Genomic DNA, 17,339 nt, shown 5'->3' with positions numbered 1-17,339 from the left:
GCCGCCTCTAGCCGCATTTACCGCCCCGCTCCACCCCCTCATGAGGATAGGCCGCTGCCTTTTCAGAGACGCGCGCGCAGGCCCGCGTAAACCGCCCGACGTTCGATGGGATAGAAGGCCGCACTGGCCTGGTTCCCAGGGATCGATGGATCGTCCGGTCTGTAGCTTACGAGCGCTCCGATATCGCCTATCGCTCGCTTACCCGTCAGATTGCGTGCATCGACGAACAGGCTGACGCCCTTCGTCAACTGCGCCTGCGCCCCGATGTTGAACGTCGCATAGCCATCAACCCGCTTGCTATTGCTATAATCGACCCAAGCACCCTGCGGCACCCATTCCACAGCCGGAGCGATGCTGGCGCGATCGGTTCCCAGCTTAACTTCCGCGCGGTAGAAATGACGTGGCACGACGGGGAGGCGGTTGTCGCCGAATTGCGCGTCATTCCGGAAACCGAAGTCGCTATACTGGTAGACCTGGCGCAACGTCGCCCACGGCGCGAGGGTCAGGTCCAGCGCAGCTTCGATGCCCTGGTGCCGCGTCCGGCCCGCGTTGAATGTTGCCGCCGGGATGATGCCCGGCTGGACATTATATTGCAGCAACTCGCCTTGCAGGTCCGCGCGATAGATGCTTATGTCCCAACGGGCTGGACCCGCGCTGCCGCGCGTGCCGATTTCCGCCGTCCAGGCCCGCTGCGCATCGAGTGGCGTGAAACCGGGTAGTGGCCCACTTGGTCCAGCGGCAATCTGGCCCAGTTCGATGAAGCCAGGCAACTCCACAGACCGGCTGTAATTTGCGTAGACCTGCACCGCCTGAGAGGGTGCATACAGAAGCCCGACTTTAGGCGCGAAGCTATCGAATTTCGCCTCGCCGCTGCGTGAAGGCACGAGGCGATTGTCCAGCCGCCGCTCACCATGCGTATAGATGCCACCTGCGATCAGCCATAAGCCCTGAACCGGAGCGATCCTGGCCTCCACATAGCTGTTGATCGTCTGCGCCCGCGCCTTTTGCATGGACGTGAGAGCGCCCGCTTTGCCGTCGATATTAACAAACTGCCGGAAATCACCATGGCCAAAACGTGCCTGCGTCCCCAGCGTTAGTTCGACCGGAAGCCCCCGCACCTCTCCCGAAAGGTCAAGGCTGGCGAACAGTCCACGATCCTCTGATTTCTGATCGACCACCTGATAAATGGGATGATTTAGAGCCTTCGCATTGAAATAGGCGCCGAAGGCCAATTGACCGCCGTCCAGTTCAACCGTGGTACGGTTTTGAAACCGGATGGAATCGATGTTGCGCGCCTGATCACCTGCAAAGTTGCCCTTGGCCGGGTCATTCAGCGCATCCGCTTCGGTCAGCGCTCCCGACAGCTTCTGCCGGATCGTTTGGGCGCTGACATAGAAACGGGTTTCCACCCGATCGTTCAACTTGATCCCAACATTGCCGTTGAAACGCAAAGCGCGTCTCTCTCCGTGAGCGCGGTCCCCATCGGACCTGTCGGCGGTAATGGATGCCCAAGCGTCACCACGAGCATCGGCATAACCATAGGCCGCCTTCGCACGCAGCGTATCGAACGAGCCGCCATCTATGCGCAATTCCGCGCCCGGCATCGTCCGTCCGGTGGGTGTCACCGCATTGATGGCGCCACCCAAAGTCGATCCGCCAAGTCGCAGCGCATTGCCGCCGCGATAGACCTCCAGATGCTGGAACACCTGCGGATCCAGTTCCTGAAAGTCTCCGTTGTCGTCGGCCATGTTGATCGGGATGCCATCCTGCAACAGCGTCAGGCCCCGCATATGGAAGCTCCGCGACAGTCCGGAACCGCGTATCGAAATGCGCACCTCCTGGCCAAAGCGCGGTTGCGTGTAGACACCTGCGGAGAAGGCCAGCGCGTCGCGCAGCGATACGGCCAACTTGTCTTCGAAATCCTTGGCAGCAACGACATCGGCGCCGCCCGCCGTCCGGCTTATATGGGTGACGGCATCTTCTACTGTAGGACTGGCGGTTACGATGATACGGCCCTGGTCACCAGCTTCATCAGCGAAAGCTGGGGTGGAAAGCAGCGAACAGGCAAGAGCGCACAGCGACACGCTGCGCAAAGCGGTAAATGCAGACATGAATTCATCCTCAAGAAAATCGTGCCGCGCTCAGCGCAGCATAAACGACAGCTTCAGGAGGACAGCGGAGGACCGGATGATGGCGGGGGGGGTGCGGCAAGTCGGGCGATCAGCCCCGTCTTGAGCGCGAATGCGATAGGCCCGAAAACAGTCTGCCACGCTGGCAACGGCAGATCGGCCAAAATCAGCGGAGGAACCACCGGCTGAACGGAGGCGGCGAAGGAGCAATGTTGTTGAACCGGGACGCCGTCATCCTGCGAATGATGTTCTTTCCCCAGCGCTTGATCGCGATCGACCAGGACGTTGACCGCGCCCTGCCCCGTACAGAGCGTCACCATCACGCCTCGCTCCGTACGAACCGGCATGAAACCGGCAGGCGTAATTAACTGGATGGCCAGGACAAGCAGCGCCAACGCGGCCAGCAAGCCCCGCGCGACTTCCGATTGTCTGATTGCCCCAGTCATCGGGCGCCGCTTAACCTCCCAAGGCCCGACTGTCATCAGGGCAAATTGCCGCAGATCGCACTTGACGTTAACGTAAAGCTTTCCTAGCTAAGACGCCATGGATCAGCGCAGCGGCATCGCGGGCATCGAATTGCCCGACAACAAAGAACGGCAAAGCTACACCATCACCGACCTGTCGGAGGAGTTTGGCGTCACGGCCCGCGCCCTGCGTTTCTATGAGGATGAAGGGCTGATCGCACCGGAACGCCACGGCCTCGCCCGCATTTATTCGCGCCGTGACCGCGCTCGGCTTGCCTGGATCCTGCGTGGCAAAAGGGTCGGCTTCAGCCTCGCCGAGATCCGCGAAATGATCGACCTTTACGATGCGGATGAGGAACATGAGGAGCAGCGGCGCGTCACAGTCGCCAAATGCAAGGCTCGCATCGAACTGCTCACCCGCCAGAAAAGCGACATAGATGCCGCCATCGCGGAACTTTCGGGCTTTGTTGCAGCTCTCGACAAGCCCTGAACATTCGCGACTAAAAAGATAACCGGAGAAGATTGATGCCCAGCTATTCCGCCCCGATTCGCGAAACCCGCTTCATACTCGACCATGTAGTGGGCCTTGATCGCTATACCAATCTGCCTGGCTTTGAGAGCGCGACGCCGGATCTGGTGGATGCCATCCTCACAGAGGGCGCGAAGATTGCTGAGGAAGTACTCTTTCCGCTGAATGCCGTCGGCGACAAGGAAGGCTGCGTTCGAAACCCGGATGGCAGCGTCACGACGCCGCCGGGCTTCAAGCAGGCATTCGACACCTATGTGGAAGGTGGATGGACCACGCTGCACGCGCCGGTCGAATATGGTGGACAAGGCCTGCCCAATATTGTCGCGTCTGCTGTTGGCGAATATGTGCTGTCGGCCAATCACAGCTTCGAAATGTATCATGGCCTGACCAGCGGGGCCGTGTCCGCTCTGCTCGCCAAGGGCAGCGAAGAGCAGAAGCAGAAATATCTCCCCAACATGGTGTCTGGCAAATGGACGGGCACGATGAACCTGACCGAGCCCCATGCGGGCACGGACCTTGGCCTCATCAAGACCAAGGCGGTGAGGCAGGGTGACGGCAGCTATTTGATCACCGGCACGAAGATATTCATTTCTTCCGGCGAGCAGGACCTTACCGAGAATATCATCCACCTGGTGCTCGCCAAGACTCCGGACGCGCCCGAAGGCAGCAAGGGCATCTCCCTCTTTGTCGTGCCCAAGCTGTTGGTGAATGACGATGGTTCACTGGGTGAGCGCAACGCGGTATCGTGCGGATCGCTCGAACACAAAATGGGCATCCACGGCAACGCCACCTGCGTCATGAATTATGATGGCGCCAAGGGATGGATCGTGGGCGAGGAGAATAAGGGCCTCGCCGCCATGTTCATCATGATGAACGCCGCGCGCATGTGGGTAGGCATGCAGGGCCTCGGCCAGGCGGAAATCGCGTTCCAGAACGCGGTCCATTATGCGCGCGACCGGCGGCAAGGCCGCGCACTGACCGGCCCACAAGACAAAGACGAAAAAGCCGATACGCTGTTCGTCCACCCGGATGTGCGGCGCATGCTGATGGAGGCGAAGGCGCTGACCGAGGGGCTGCGCGCGCTGATGTTGTGGGGCGCTATGCAGGTCGATCTGGCGCAGCACGCCGCGACGGAGGAGGAACGGCAGGCCGCCGACGATCTCGTCCAGCTGCTGACCCCGGTGCTGAAAGGCTATGGCACCGACAAGGGCTTCGACGTTGCGGTCATGTGCCAGCAGGTGTTCGGCGGTCATGGCTACATCTGGGAAAATGGCGCCGAACAATATGTACGCGACGCCCGTATTGCCCAAATCTACGAAGGCACCAACGGCGTGCAGGCGATGGACCTGGTCGGCCGCAAGCTGCCGATGAATGGCGGCCGGGCTCTGCAGGCTTTCCTGAAAATCGTCGCGGACGAGGTCGCGCAGGCGAAGGGTAATGAGAAGCTGGCTGGCGTGGCCGAGGCGCTGGAGAAGGCAAGCGGGCAGCTGGGCGCGGCGACCATGTGGCTGATGCAGAATGCGATGCAGAACCCTAATAATGCAGGGGCTGGCGCGGTACATTATATGCATATCCTGGGCATCGTTTCGACCGGCCTTATGTGGCTGCGCATGGCGAAGGCAGCTGCTGCGCTGCTGGAAGCGGGCGAAGGGGATGCGCGCTATCTGGAGGCGAAGCTGGTCACGGCGCGCTTTTTTGCTGAGCGGGTGATGCCGGATGCGGGCGCGCTGCGGCGGAAGATCGAGGGTGGCGCCGAGAGCCTGATGGCGATCGATCCCGACATGTTTTTGGCGGCCTGAACGAGGCACTCTCATTCTTTACAGGTGGGGATGACGAAATGGCTGGGTTTGTTGCCACCCCCCTCCCGCTGGCCGGAGGGGCCGGGGGTGGGCTTTCGTGACATTCGCCTTGCTTTGCAGCGGGTCGCTGGCCCCCTCCGCTACCCCTTTCATGTGCGGAAAGGCATTTCTGATTGGGTCGTGAGCGGATATCCTTCCGTCATGCCAGCGCAAGCTGGCATCTCTCACGACAGGGCACAGCTTAGCCTCATGAGATCCCAGCTTACGCTGGATGACAGGAAATGGGTGGTTGGCGGACGTTGCCCGTCTCCGGCGGCGTGATATTAGTCGGGCATGAGTTGGATGTATCTGCTGACCTCGCTGGCTTCTCCCGCCGTCGTCGATGCCCCGCCTTTTCAAAATTTCGATGTTTTCCGAAATGCATTGTCGCACGACGCATTCAACGAGATGCGCTGCAAAGGCATGTCTGCTGAGCGCACGAAACGCCTCTACAATCAGCAGTATAAAGCACGCCAAGACCGGATAAGGGCCGCAATCGTAGCGAGCCACGGCACTGAATATCTGAACAACGAAGATATCATCGCCATCGGGCTTCCATGCCCGCACTACAGGGGCGCAGAAGAGCGCCTGAAGCGATTTTTGTCTATGGTAGAACAACGCTTAAGCATACCACAACAATAACCGCCTGTCTGGCATTGGTGGTTGACCGTCGGGCGACGAAACGAACGTTCACCGGGGAGAGAAACGAGTTCTGCCCAGCTGATGCAAAAAGGCCGGGGCAGATGATGCTGCGCCCGGCCTTCTGATTTTCAGGTCTGAGACGGCGCGCGCTTAGTCGCCCCACAATTCCTTGAGCTTGCTGAAGAAGCCCGTCGACTGTGGGCATTCCTCACCGGTTTCCGTATCACGGAAAGCCTCAAGCAGTTCCTTCTGCTTGGCGGAGAGGCGGGTCGGGGTTTCGACATCGACCTGTATCACAAGGTCGCCTTGTCCCCGGCCGTTCAGCACCGGCATGCCCGCGCCGCGCTGGCGGATCTGCTTGCCGGACTGGATGCCGCTCGGGATCTTGATCTCGTGACGCTGGCCGTCGAGGCCGGGCACTTCGATGCAACCGCCGAGCGCCGCCGTGGTGAAGCTGACCGGCGCGCGGCAGAACAGGGTCGTGCCGTCCCGTTCAAAGAGCGTATGCCGCTTCACATGCAGGAAGATGTAGAGGTCGCCCGCAGGTGCGCCGCGTGCGCCCGCTTCGCCTTCACCGGAGAGGCGGATGCGGGTACCTTCATCGACGCCGGCGGGGATGTTGACGGACAGCGTCTTGGGCTTGTCCACCCGGCCTTCGCCGCGGCAGGTGCGGCAGGGGCTTTCGATCACCTGCCCCGCGCCGTGACAGCCGGGGCAAGTGCGCTCGACGACGAAGAAACCCTGCTGCGCCCGTACCTGGCCATGACCGCCGCAGGTGCCGCAGGCCTTGACGCCGGTGCCGGGCTGCGCGCCCGAACCGTCGCAGCTTTCGCAGGAGGCCGAAACCTCGATTTCTATCTCGGTCTTCTTGCCGTGATAGGCTTCATCGAGCGTGATCTCCATGTCGTAGCGCAGGTCCGCCCCGCGCCGCTGCGCCTGACGCCCGCCATTACCGCCGAAGCCGCTCTGGCCGAAGATCGTCTCGAAAATATCGCCGAGGTCGGAAAAGCCGCCCGCGCCTCCGCGCCCGTTGAAGCCGCCACCGCCGCCATTCTGGGCATTGGTATAGGCAGCGTGACCGTAGCGATCGTAGGCCGCGCGCTTCTGCGGGTCCTTCAGGCACTCATAGGCTTCGGAAACCGCCTTGAACCTCGCTTCGCCGTCGCTGCATCCCCCGGTCTTGTCCGGGTGATATTTCATCGCCAGCTTGCGATAGGCGCTCTTGATCACGCCCGCGTCGGCGGTGCGCTCGACCTCGAGCAATTCGTAATAGTCCAATTCGCTACTCATCTCGCCCCCGGCGCGCGCACGGCCCTCGGCTTCGCCCGGCACGAACGGCTACCATAACCGTTCGGTTCGAGCGAAGTCGAGAACCGTTTCATCGGGCCTTATGCCTTGTTGTCGTCTACTTCCGAAAATTCGGCGTCCACGACATCGTCATCAGCCTTCGGAGCTTCAGCGCCCGGAGCCGAGGCCTGAGCCTGTTCCTTCTCGTAGATCGCCTGGCCGAGCTTCATCGCAACCTGGGCGAGTTCCTGCGCTTTGGCCTTCATCGCTTCGGCGTCGCCGCCTTCGACAGCGGATTTGGTCGCGGCAATCGCGGTTTCGATCTCGGACTTAAGGGCCGCGTCCACCTTGTCGCCATGTTCGGAAAGCTGCTGCTCGGTGGTGTGGATCAGGCTTTCGGCATTGTTCTTGGCCTCTGCGCCTTCACGCCGCTTCTTGTCCTCTTCGGCGAAGCGTTCGGCGTCCTTGACCATCTGGTCGATGTCGGCGTCGCTGAGGCCGCCCGAAGCCTGGATGCGGATCTGCTGTTCCTTGCCCGTGCCCTTGTCCTTGGCATGGACGTTGACGAGGCCGTTGGCGTCGATGTCGAAGGTGACCTCGATCTGCGGCACACCGCGCGGCGCGGGCGGGATGCCCACCAGATCGAATTGGCCGAGCAGCTTGTTGTCCGCCGCCATTTCACGCTCGCCCTGGAACACGCGGATCGTCACCGCCTGCTGATTGTCGTCAGCGGTCGAGTAAACCTGCGACTTCTTGGCCGGGATGGTGGTGTTGCGGTCGATCATGCGGGTGAACACGCCGCCCAGCGTCTCGATGCCGAGCGACAGCGGGGTGACGTCGAGCAACAGCACATCCTTGACGTCGCCCTGCAACACGCCCGCCTGGATGGCCGCGCCCATGGCGACGACTTCGTCCGGGTTGACGCCGGTGTGCGGTTCCTTACCGAAGAATTCCTTCACGGCCTCACGCACCTTGGGCATGCGGGTCATGCCGCCGACGAGGACGACTTCGCTGATCTCGCTCGCGGAAATGCCAGCGTCGGCCATAGCCTTCTTGCAAGGCTCCATGGTGCGCTTGATGAGGTCCGTCACCAGACGCTCCAGATCGGCGCGGGTGATGTTCTTCACCAGATGCTTGGGGCCATTCTGGTCAGCGGTGATGAAAGGCAGGTTGACTTCGGTCGACTGCGCCGAGGACAGTTCGATCTTCGCCTTCTCGGCCGCTTCCTTTAGACGCTGGAGCGCCAGCTTGTCCTTGGTGAGGTCGATGCCCTCATCCTTCTTGAAGCCTTCGGCCAGATATTCGACCAGCTTGGCGTCGAAATCTTCACCGCCAAGGAAGGTGTCGCCGTTAGTCGACTTCACCTCAAACACGCCATCGCCGATCTCAAGGATCGAGATGTCGAAGGTGCCGCCGCCAAGGTCATAGACCGCGATCGTCTTGCCGTCCTGCTTCTCAAGCCCATAGGCGAGCGCAGCAGCAGTCGGCTCGTTGATGATGCGCAGCACTTCAAGGCCCGCGATCTGCCCGGCGTCCTTGGTCGCCTGACGCTGGGCGTCATTGAAGTAAGCGGGAACAGTGATGACCGCCTGAGTGACCGTTTCGCCCAGATAGCTCTCGGCGGTTTCCTTCATCTTCTGGAGCGTGAAGGCGGAAATCTGCGAGGGGCTGTAATCCTTGCCGCCAGCCTGAACCCATGCGTCGCCATTGCCGCCCTTCACGATGTGATAGGGGACAAGCTCCATGTCCTTCTTGGTGGTCGGATCATCAAAGCGGCGGCCGATCAGGCGCTTCACCGCGAAAATCGTGTTGTCCGGATTGGTGACGGCCTGACGCTTGGCAGGCTGGCCGATCAGGCGCTCGCCATCCTTGGTGAATGCCACGATCGACGGCGTGGTGCGCGCGCCTTCCGCATTTTCGATCACCTTGGGCTTGCCGCCATCCATCACAGCCACGCAGCTGTTGGTGGTGCCAAGGTCAATGCCGATTACTTTTCCCATCTTGTCCTCTTAAACCCCAATTTCATTCAGCGGTTGACGGCCCCATACCTCACGAAAGCGCCAAGGCAAGGCCGTTTGCGGATGGGATATAGGCGCGATCTTTCTTGGCACAAGAAGCGCGGGCGATTACCGTAACAACCGACCGGAAACGAGACAGTCACGAAAGGCTCCTGATGCGCGCACTATTCAGCCTCTTTGCCCTTGCCGCTCCTTTCACGCTTGCGGCATGCGGCGATCCTGCACCGACCTATATCGACCAGGCCTGGGTCCGCCTGAGCCCCAACAAGGATACGCCATCGGCTGGATATTTCGTGGTGCATGGCGGTGACGCAGCGACGCAACTACGCGGCGTGCTAACCGATTACGCGCTCAAGGTAGAGATGCACGAGAGCATGGATCATAACGGCATGATGATGATGCAGAAGATCGATTCAGTCGACATTCCCGCCAGGACCAAGGTCGCCTTCGCGCCGGGCGGCAAGCATCTGATGATCTGGGGAGTCAATGACACGGCTATCAGCCGGGGCAAAATGACGCTGACCTTCCTCCTCGCCAATGGCGACCGCCTGCTGATCGATGCCGCAATCCAAAAATCTGGCGCGCCATCTCCAAAGGCCGAAGGAGCCAAATAAGCATTGACCAGCCGGTTTCTGACCTTGGGAGAAGTCGCGCTAGCCCGATCAGTTTTCGGCGATGCGATCGCCTATGATCAGGTTCGGGCTCACAATCGCAAATGGTGGCCATTTCAGCCCGCCCGCGTGACCATGTCGCCGGACGGGCATCTCTGGTTCAATCCCAAGAGCGGCCTCTTCTGCGCGGATTTCTGCGACCAGGGGCTGCACTTGCAGGGTCATTTCATCCACGAGATGACCCATGTCTGGCAGGCGCAAAGGGGCGGAAAATGGTATCTGCCGCTGATGCGCCATCCCTTCTGTCGCTATGGCTACGACATCGTGCAGGGTCGGCCTTTTTGGAGGTATGGACTTGAGCAACAGGCGGAAATCGTCCGCCATGCGTTCCTGATGCGGAAAGGCGCACGCGTGGAGGGGAAGCCACCGCTGCATGTCTATGAAGAGCTCCTCCCCTTCAGCCGGGCCTAGTCGTAAGACAGGTTTTCGTCGCCAAAATCTGTTATCTTGGCCCGCATGCGGCTGATCGCACCATTCCTACCGCTGGTGGCCTTCTTCGCCACGCCAGCCTTGGCAGAGCCTTCGCCCGCTGAGCGTGCGGGCCATTATTATCTTCGTGGTGTCATGGAAACCGGATCTGAACTCATGCTCCGGTCGGACGGGCGGTTTCAATGGTATCTCGTCTACGGCGCTCTTGATCTTTTCGCCGAAGGACGCTGGCAGGAGGTGGATGACACCGTCCGGCTGCTGGCCGAACCGACGAAAGACGTGCCGCAGCCCGGTTTTAATACGTTGACACTAACCATCCGGGGTAAGGAGCTAATTCCGCCCGATGGACGCGGAGCGTACAGCCGTCCCTCCGACGAAGCCGACTGAAATCCTCAGCTAACCGCCCTTTCCAGCAAACGGATGCTCCCCGTACCAGCGTCGATTTCAGCGCGTACGCCCAATGGCAGGCTGAACTGGCTCGCTACATGGCCTATGGCAGCGCCTTGAAATGCTGGAACGCCAAGGGGGCCGAAATGCTGCTGTAGCACTTCGGACAAGGTGAAACCGCCATAGGACGGCTCCCGTGCGCTACAGCTTGTACACTGACCAAACACCACGCCCGCAACCTTGCCAAGAATGCCTGCCTGCGACAGCTGGGTCAGCATCCGGTCGATCCGGTAGGGTGCCTCATCCACATCCTCCAGAAACAGGATGGCACCCGCAAAGTCTGGCAGCCAGCCCGTGCCCATCATGGCCGCCAGCACGGTCAGGTTACCGCCCAGCAATCGCCCGCTGGCACGTCCTGCGCCAAAGGTCCGGATGCGCCCGCCCAATGGAACCAGCCGGTCCTCCTTGGGCTGCGGGTTGATCAAGGTCGGCGTAGCGCCTTCAAAGGCAATTGCGCGAAAGGCATCCCAGCTGAATTGCGGCCAGCTGCTTGCGGCATTGGGTCCATGGATCGTCGTGAAGCCCGCCCGCGCCGCAAAGGCCATGTGTAGCGCGGTTATATCGCTGAATCCTATCAACAGCTTGGGGTTCGCGCGAATCGTTGCAAAGTCCAGATAAGGCAGGATGCGCGCGCATCCCCATCCGCCCCGAACAGCAAACACGGCCCGGACCTCCGGATCGGCGAACATCGCGTTCACATCGGCGGCCCGGTCCTCGTCCTTGCCCGCCAGATAGCCATATCGTTCGACCAGATGCCGGGCAGGCTTGGGCTTCAACCCCATCGCCAATATCGTTTCCCGCACGACAGCCAGATCGAACATGTCATCCGTAAAGCCCGCTGGCTCAACAAGCCCCACGACATCGCCCGGACGCAAGCGTGGCGGCTTGATGAGGGTTGGAACAGGTGCCTTGGCGGCCAACAGGGCGGTCCCCATGCCCGCCAGCATCATCCGCCTGTCGAAACCCGGATAGCTGCTCAAAAAGCGCTCCCATCCTTGCGCCGATAGCCTCCCATCGACCATCGCAGATCAATGTCAGGGTAATGCGCGTCTCCCTGTGGCACCCGCCCGAAAGCCAGGAACTCGCAATCGCCCTCACTTTCATTGATCAACTGGTGCCCATTTGGCTCTCCCTTGGGGAAAGCAGCCATGTCGCCCGCCTGCATCGAAAAGCGGCCTTCCTCTTCGATCAGCACGGCCTGCCCGCTCAGCATGACGACGAATTCATCTTCGTCCTCATGCCAGTGGCGCTGCGATGAAGCCGCGCCCGGTTTCAATATCACATGACTAATGCCAAAATCGGCTAGCCCGCAACCATGGCCGAGCTTTCGGACCCAGCGTCCATCGACTGCCGCGGAATAGGGAGCCGGATAACCGGTCCTGTTGTTCTGTTCTATGGCTGCAAGATCGATCTTGGGCATGATCTCTTCCTCCGCTGGCAAAGGCGCTCGGCTTTCGCTAACGCAGCCTCATGAGCATGACCAGCACCAATGCCGACACAGTGGACATAGCACGAAAGCTGATTGCATGTCCTTCGGTAACGCCTGCGCGGGGTGAGGTTTTCGCCGTCCTGGAAGCGATGCTGATTCCGCTCGGCTTCACGGTCGACCGCTTTGTTGTGGGGGAGGAGCCCGACGGTCCGGTCGAAAATCTGCTCGCCTGGCGGACGACCGGAGCGGGTCCGCACTTCGCCTTCGCCGGGCATCTGGACGTAGTGCCCCCCGGGGATGGCTGGACAAGCGACCCATTCACGCCCGAACTTCGCGGCAATCTGCTCTACGGTCGCGGCGCAGTCGATATGAAGGGGTCGATCGCTGCATTCGTCGCCGCGCTTGCCAGCATTCCGGAAGACTTGCTGGGCACGGTCAGCCTCATCATCACTGGCGACGAAGAAGGCCCTGCGGTTTTCGGCACGTTGGCGCTCATGGACCGCATGGCCGCGCATGGACTGCGGCCCGACCTCTGCCTGGTTGGTGAACCCACCTCGTCCCAACGGCTGGGCGACGTCATCAAGGTGGGCCGACGCGGTTCGGTGAATATGTGGATTCGGGTCGATGGCGTGCAGGGACATGTCGCCTATCCGCATCTGGCCGACAATCCCGTGCCACGGCTCGTTCGCATTCTTGCCGCCATAGATGCCGCGGTGCTGGACGAAGGCACCGACTGGTTTCAGCCAAGCAATATCGAGATCACGGACCTGGAAGTCGGCAACCCCGCAACCAATGTCATTCCAGCCGCAGCGAATGCGCGTATCTCCATCCGCTTCAATGATCGACATAGTGGCGCGCAGCTGATTGAACGGATCAACGCGATTGCCGCAGCGGAGGGCGGCACCGTCACCGCAAAGGTCAGCGGCGAACCATTCCTGACCGAACCCGGAGCCTTGTCCAGCCTTGTCGCAGGAGCGATCAGGGAAGTGACCGGGGTGGAAGCGGAACTTTCCACCACTGGTGGCACTTCGGACGCCCGTTTCCTCTCGCGACTCTGCCCCGTGGTCGAATTCGGCCTGAATAATGCGACGATGCACAAGCTGGATGAGGCAGTGGCCGTGCAGGACCTGCAAGATCTGACGCGCATATACGCGCTTGTTGTCCGCCGGGCCTTAGCGGCCTGATCTTCAAACCATTCGGCGCTGGATGGCCTGCTTTGGTGCAAAGCGGGCCAGATAATCCTGCTCGCTGGTGGGTCGGGCGAAATGATATCCCTGGAACATCGTGCAACCGATAACGCGCAGCATTTCCATTTGCGCTTCCGATTCGACGCCCTCCACCACGACCTCCATACCCAGCCCCTGGATTAGCCCGACAACGGCACTGCAAATGGTACGTGCCTCAGCCGACACGGCGATGTCGCGCACCAGACTCCGATCGATCTTGACCCGATCGACGGGCAACTCCTTGAGGCGGGACAGGTTGGAATAGCCAGTGCCGAAATCATCGATGGCGATCCGCACGCCTTCCTCACGCAGCGCTTTCAACTGCGCACGCACCCGCTCGTCCATTCCCATCGCCAGCGATTCGGAAATTTCCAGCTCCAGCATGTGCGGCGGAGTCTGATGCGCCGCCATGGCGTGCCGCAGCCGCAGGAAGAAATCCGCTTGGGACAGTTCCCGTGACGAGATGTTTACCGCGATGCGCTGCCCGATCTCGGCCTTCGACCAACGCGCCGCCGTTTCGCAAACGCGGCTCATTACCCAATCGCCCAACGCCACGATGGCGCCGCTTTCCTCCGCGACAGGTACGAAGAAGCCCGGCATGACCATGTCACGTTCGGGATGTGCCCAGCGGATCAAGGCTTCGGCCGTGACGACCCGGCCACTCACAGCCTCCACCTGTGGCTGGAACTCCAGAATAAACTCGTCCCGTTGCAGCGCCAGTAACAAATCCCGCTCCAGTTCGGCGCGGTCGGCGGCTTCCAGCGCCAGTTCGGCAGTGAACATTTCGGCCCGGTTCCGGCCCCGGTGCTTGGCATGATACATGGCGATATCGGCGGATCGCAGCAGGGCAGAGAGGGTATCGCCGTGATCGGGGTAACAGGCGATGCCGATCGATGCGCCCAACTCTATATGCTGGCTGCCCAGATCGAAGCGCTCGCTCAGGGCGAATTGAATAGCGCGCGCGATCCGGCTCGCAGCCTCGGGTCCGGGCAACTTGGGGAAAAACATCGTGAACTCATCACCCGCGAGCCGACCGATGACCGCATCGTTCATGCCTGCACTGACCTGCGCCATCACGACTTCGCGGAGACGTCCGGCGACACGAGCGAGCAACTGGTCACCTGCGGCATGGCCCAGCGTGTCATTCACCCCCTTGAAGCCGTCGAGATCGATGAAGAACAGCGCCGCTGCACAAGTCTCTTCCCGCTCGGCCAGCAGCCTTTCGACCTGTCGGCAAAAGCTGGTGCGGTTGGCAAGGCCCGTCACCTGGTCAAACAATGCGAGTGTTTGCACATGGTCGAGGTTGGTACGGACCTGACTGAACAGGCTGGTCATCGCTACCGACAGGTCGGGCAATTCGACGGCGATCTCAGGCGGTACGGACGATTGCAGATCACCATGGGCAGCGGCGATCAGCCTTTCGGTTGCGACATCAATGGCGCTCGCGGTCGTGGCGACCGTCTGGCGCGCTGAAGCCCAGCTCAATGTGCCGCAAAGGATCGCGACGATCAGCGATCTGCCGATGCCAAGGATATCTTCGGCCTGATCCTGCCCAAGCACAAGCGACAGGATAAACACCAGCGCCCCCGCGGCGCAGGCGAAGGCAGTGGCGCGGCTTTTCAATGTCACGCCCTGCATGTGCCTCCTGCCCAGAGCGTAGCTCGATAATGAGCCACGGATCGGGATGCTTATGGAGGACGCTGGTTAAGAAAAGGTCAGTGGCAGAGCTTACGGCGGCTATTTTTTGCGCCGCAATATGATGTAGATAGCTCCGTCGCCGCCATGGCGGGGATGGGCCTGTCTGACGCTTGCGATCCGGTCTGCAAAGGGGCTGGTTTCAAGCCAGTGACCGATCTCACCCCGGATTGCGCCCCGCCGGTATTCGCGGTTTGGAACGGCCGCTTTGGGAGGCTTCCCTGTAATCACGAGCAGGATGCGCAAATCACGGGCCAATGCGGACGAAAGCGCCTGATTCAGCATTGCATGCGCGCTCGAGAGGGTGTGACCGTGGAGGTCGATTGCCACGTCCGGTGCCAGTGTCCCGCCACGGATACGGCGCTCCCACCCATTATCGAGAATAGCTGCCGGGGAGCGGGATGGACGTGTTTCCATAGGCCGCGAAGGAACAGGCGGCAAAGCTCGGCTGCCTGGCACCGTTGCGACAGGCTCAGTCATATCGACTTTATGCCGACCAGGCCGCAGTGGGCGAACGGATCGAGTAAGAGCGCTCCAAAGCGCCTGTTCGTCAGAGGAAAGATGCCGACGGGCCATCGCCAGCCGCAATTATTGTGACGTCAGCCGCGCCGCCGATCCAACGGGCAGCAAGATCAGCGCGCTACCGCGTGCCGACATGCCCCCGGCGATCGACCGCGCTCGGCTACCTGCACCCCAGAAGCTGTCGAATCGATTGGCGCCTTTGATGGCACCGCCCGTATCCTGGGCAATCCAGACGCCATTGGGCTCCGCGCGATCAAGCGAAAGCAGCACCGGCGCCCCCATCGGGACATATCGCGGATCAGCGGCGACGGTCGCCTCAGCCGTCACCGGCACTCCCATGGCGCCAATCGGCCCCGGCCCTGTCAGTTCGCGAAAAAACACGAAGCTCTTGTTTTCATTCATGATCTGCGCGCCCTCCACCGGGTTGGCGCGCAACCATGCCATGATATCCTGCATCGATCCCGCCTGGATCAGTCCGCGATCCTTCATCAGCTTGCCGATGCCAGCATAATCGCGGCCATTCTGCCCGTCATAGCCGATCCGCATGACATCGCCACCGGGCAGCAGCAGACGTCCACTGCCCTGCACCTGAAGAAAGAAGAATTCGACCGGGTCCGCCGCCCACGCAAGTTCGAGCCCACGACCGGCGAGCGCACCAGCGACGATTTGGGAACGCTCGTCAAAGGGGACGAAATTGCTGCCTTGCACCTTGCCGCGGATGGTCTTGCCCTTCAGACTGTCACTGAACAGGCCAAGATTGACGTCGATCAGCTCGGGCGGGCGGCGATAGATCGGGATCTGGTAGCCTGCTTGCTCATTTCGCGACCCGGAGATTTCCGGCTCATAATATCCAGTGACGAACGCTGTGCCGAGGCCAACCTGCACCGCCTCGAAATAGCGGACAAAAAATTCGTTGGCGCTCGCTTCAGGCCAGCTGGACGCGGCAGCGCAGGCATTGTTCCAGTCCGACCCTCTTGTAAGGCCGCTCTGATCGATGCGCTTCATCAGCGACGGGCAGGAAAGACGAAATGCCTCCAGCGCCTTGCGCGAACGCTCGCCCGCTTCGATCAGTGGCGCAATGTCGGGACCACGCGCAACTCCGGCTGCCATCGCAGTTAAATTGTCGGCAGCCTCGGTCGATGGCGTCGCGGACGGTAAAGCGGGGCGCGGCGTCGCGGGAACTGCGCTGACCGGGGCCTCAGACCCGCGCACTGGTCTCGAAGGGGCAGGACCTGTCGCTCCGGGTGGGATGACACCGCCCGCGCATGCCGACAAGAGCAGCGCAGCCGACAGCGCTGCCCCCGGCTGCCTGAAGTTCATGCCGCCTCGTCGGTTTCGCTAAGCTTCCAGTTGGGATCGGTGCTGCGCAAGTCGCGCGTGAATGTCCAGATATCGTTGGTACTCACTGCATCAGTGAGCGAACCGGCGACGACATTGCCATCCTTGTCCCTCGTCACCGCTGCGATATCGGCCTCAAACCGAAGCGACACTTCGGCAACACGTCCATCGACGCTGGCGCCCACGATCTGCGCCTTTTCGATCCTAACAAGCCGGTTGTCGAGCACATGACCCGCAGCCTCGCGCTGTGCGATCGATTCCTCGAAAGAGGTCAGAACATCTGTATCGCACAGCCATTCCAATTCCGAACGATCGCCCCGCCAGAATGCCTCAAGCACCATCTTGTAGGCTGCTTTCGCACCCTCGACAAATTGCGGGACATCGAAATTCCGATCGGCCGCGATCAATGCGCGCACGCCAGCTTCGCCACCTTGGGCAATCAAGCCATCGGCCAACCGCACCGAATCACCGGCCATGTCCGTCATCGTGCGAGGCTGGAGGACAGTTACCTTCGCCCTTTCCTCAGCCGGACGCAGTGCAGGTTCCTGCTCATGCCCCGTCCGCTTTCCCAGTACGGAGTAGAGCCGCAACGCCAGAAAACCGGCGATGAGGGCGAGGATCACGATTACATACACGGGGCAAAGAACCCTTTAGACTAGATCTGAAAACGACAAC

17 protein-coding genes are annotated in these 17,339 nt (G+C 61.1%); 7 read left to right on the top strand and 10 right to left on the bottom strand.

Annotation, left to right across the window (positions count from 1 at the left end; translation table 11 throughout):
• Positions 1 to 62: 62 nt before the first annotated feature.
• Complete coding sequence (locus ACWNC0_RS08755) at positions 63 to 2,111, bottom strand: TonB-dependent receptor family protein (RefSeq protein WP_449471005.1); 2,049 nt, start codon at positions 2,109 to 2,111, stop codon at positions 63 to 65.
• A gap of 53 nt (positions 2,112 to 2,164) precedes the next feature.
• On the bottom strand, positions 2,165 to 2,575 hold the full coding sequence (locus tag ACWNC0_RS08750) for a DUF2946 family protein (protein WP_449471003.1): 411 nt from the start codon (positions 2,573 to 2,575) through the stop codon (positions 2,165 to 2,167).
• Positions 2,576 to 2,672: 97 nt separating this feature from the next.
• Here ACWNC0_RS08750 and ACWNC0_RS08745 point away from each other — a divergent pair, with 97 nt between their 5' ends.
• The 3 genes from ACWNC0_RS08745 (at position 2,673) to ACWNC0_RS08735 (ending at position 5,602) form a co-directional block, all read left to right on the top strand.
• Positions 2,673 to 3,083 (top strand): MerR family transcriptional regulator, encoded by a 411-nt coding sequence (locus tag ACWNC0_RS08745; protein WP_449471002.1) that lies wholly within the window; start codon positions 2,673 to 2,675, stop codon positions 3,081 to 3,083.
• 35 nt (positions 3,084 to 3,118) lie between these two features.
• Positions 3,119 to 4,921 carry an acyl-CoA dehydrogenase C-terminal domain-containing protein gene (locus ACWNC0_RS08740; RefSeq protein ID WP_449471000.1) on the top strand — a complete coding sequence of 601 codons (1,803 nt, stop codon included), beginning with the start codon at positions 3,119 to 3,121 and terminating at the stop codon, positions 4,919 to 4,921.
• A 342-nt stretch (positions 4,922 to 5,263) separates the two neighbouring features.
• The gene (locus ACWNC0_RS08735; RefSeq protein WP_449470998.1) at positions 5,264 to 5,602 is read left to right on the top strand and encodes a hypothetical protein; all 339 of its coding nucleotides are present in this window, start codon (positions 5,264 to 5,266) and stop codon (positions 5,600 to 5,602) included.
• A gap of 150 nt (positions 5,603 to 5,752) precedes the next feature.
• On the opposite strand, the gene dnaJ is transcribed toward ACWNC0_RS08735, so the two are convergent.
• Both dnaJ and dnaK read right to left on the bottom strand, forming a co-directional pair.
• Entirely contained in the window at positions 5,753 to 6,892 is a 1,140-nt protein-coding gene (gene dnaJ / locus ACWNC0_RS08730; RefSeq protein ID WP_449470996.1) for a molecular chaperone DnaJ, read from the bottom strand.
• A 98-nt stretch (positions 6,893 to 6,990) separates the two neighbouring features.
• Positions 6,991 to 8,889, bottom strand: a complete 1,899-nt coding sequence (gene dnaK / locus ACWNC0_RS08725) for a molecular chaperone DnaK (protein WP_449470994.1) — start codon at positions 8,887 to 8,889, stop codon at positions 6,991 to 6,993.
• A 173-nt stretch (positions 8,890 to 9,062) separates the two neighbouring features.
• Between dnaK and ACWNC0_RS08720 the strand changes: the two genes are divergently transcribed.
• Genes ACWNC0_RS08720 through ACWNC0_RS08710 form a run of 3 tightly spaced genes read left to right on the top strand, consistent with a single transcriptional unit; the run spans position 9,063 to position 10,394 of the window.
• Positions 9,063 to 9,521 carry a copper chaperone PCu(A)C gene (locus ACWNC0_RS08720; RefSeq protein ID WP_449470992.1) on the top strand — a complete coding sequence of 153 codons (459 nt, stop codon included), beginning with the start codon at positions 9,063 to 9,065 and terminating at the stop codon, positions 9,519 to 9,521.
• A gap of 3 nt (positions 9,522 to 9,524) precedes the next feature.
• On the top strand, positions 9,525 to 9,989 hold the full coding sequence (locus ACWNC0_RS08715) for a vgr related protein (protein ID WP_449470990.1): 465 nt from the start codon (positions 9,525 to 9,527) through the stop codon (positions 9,987 to 9,989).
• A gap of 45 nt (positions 9,990 to 10,034) precedes the next feature.
• Positions 10,035 to 10,394: a hypothetical protein gene (locus tag ACWNC0_RS08710; protein WP_449470988.1), complete on the top strand. Its 360-nt coding sequence runs from the start codon at positions 10,035 to 10,037 to the stop codon at positions 10,392 to 10,394.
• Between the two features lie 5 nt (positions 10,395 to 10,399).
• Here the strand turns inward: ACWNC0_RS08710 and ACWNC0_RS08705 are convergent, their stop codons facing one another.
• The gene (locus ACWNC0_RS08705) at positions 10,400 to 11,404 is read right to left on the bottom strand and encodes a S66 peptidase family protein (protein WP_449474579.1); all 1,005 of its coding nucleotides are present in this window, start codon (positions 11,402 to 11,404) and stop codon (positions 10,400 to 10,402) included.
• 26 nt (positions 11,405 to 11,430) lie between these two features.
• A complete protein-coding gene (locus ACWNC0_RS08700; protein ID WP_449470986.1) occupies positions 11,431 to 11,874 on the bottom strand; it encodes a cupin domain-containing protein in 444 nt (147 codons plus the stop codon).
• Between the two features lie 50 nt (positions 11,875 to 11,924).
• Here ACWNC0_RS08700 and dapE point away from each other — a divergent pair, with 50 nt between their 5' ends.
• Entirely contained in the window at positions 11,925 to 13,067 is a 1,143-nt protein-coding gene (gene dapE / locus ACWNC0_RS08695; RefSeq protein WP_449470985.1) for a succinyl-diaminopimelate desuccinylase, read from the top strand.
• 3 nt (positions 13,068 to 13,070) lie between these two features.
• Here dapE and ACWNC0_RS08690 read toward each other — a convergent pair whose 3' ends face one another.
• From ACWNC0_RS08690 to ACWNC0_RS08675, 4 genes are all read right to left on the bottom strand, one after another.
• A complete protein-coding gene (locus tag ACWNC0_RS08690; protein ID WP_449470984.1) occupies positions 13,071 to 14,747 on the bottom strand; it encodes a putative bifunctional diguanylate cyclase/phosphodiesterase in 1,677 nt (558 codons plus the stop codon).
• A 99-nt stretch (positions 14,748 to 14,846) separates the two neighbouring features.
• Complete coding sequence (locus tag ACWNC0_RS08685; RefSeq protein ID WP_449470982.1) at positions 14,847 to 15,380, bottom strand: Smr/MutS family protein; 534 nt, start codon at positions 15,378 to 15,380, stop codon at positions 14,847 to 14,849.
• A gap of 12 nt (positions 15,381 to 15,392) precedes the next feature.
• On the bottom strand, positions 15,393 to 16,646 hold the full coding sequence (mltA, locus tag ACWNC0_RS08680; protein WP_449470980.1) for a murein transglycosylase A: 1,254 nt from the start codon (positions 16,644 to 16,646) through the stop codon (positions 15,393 to 15,395).
• A complete protein-coding gene (locus tag ACWNC0_RS08675; protein WP_449470979.1) occupies positions 16,643 to 17,299 on the bottom strand; it encodes a Tim44/TimA family putative adaptor protein in 657 nt (218 codons plus the stop codon). Before ACWNC0_RS08675 ends, mltA begins: the two co-directional genes overlap by 4 nt.
• Positions 17,300 to 17,339: the final 40 nt, after the last annotated feature.

It is taken from the genome of Sphingobium chungangianum (genome assembly GCF_977014255.1).
The sequence above is the reverse complement of the archived record's forward strand: the minus strand, read 5'-3'. Positions and strand labels throughout refer to the sequence as shown.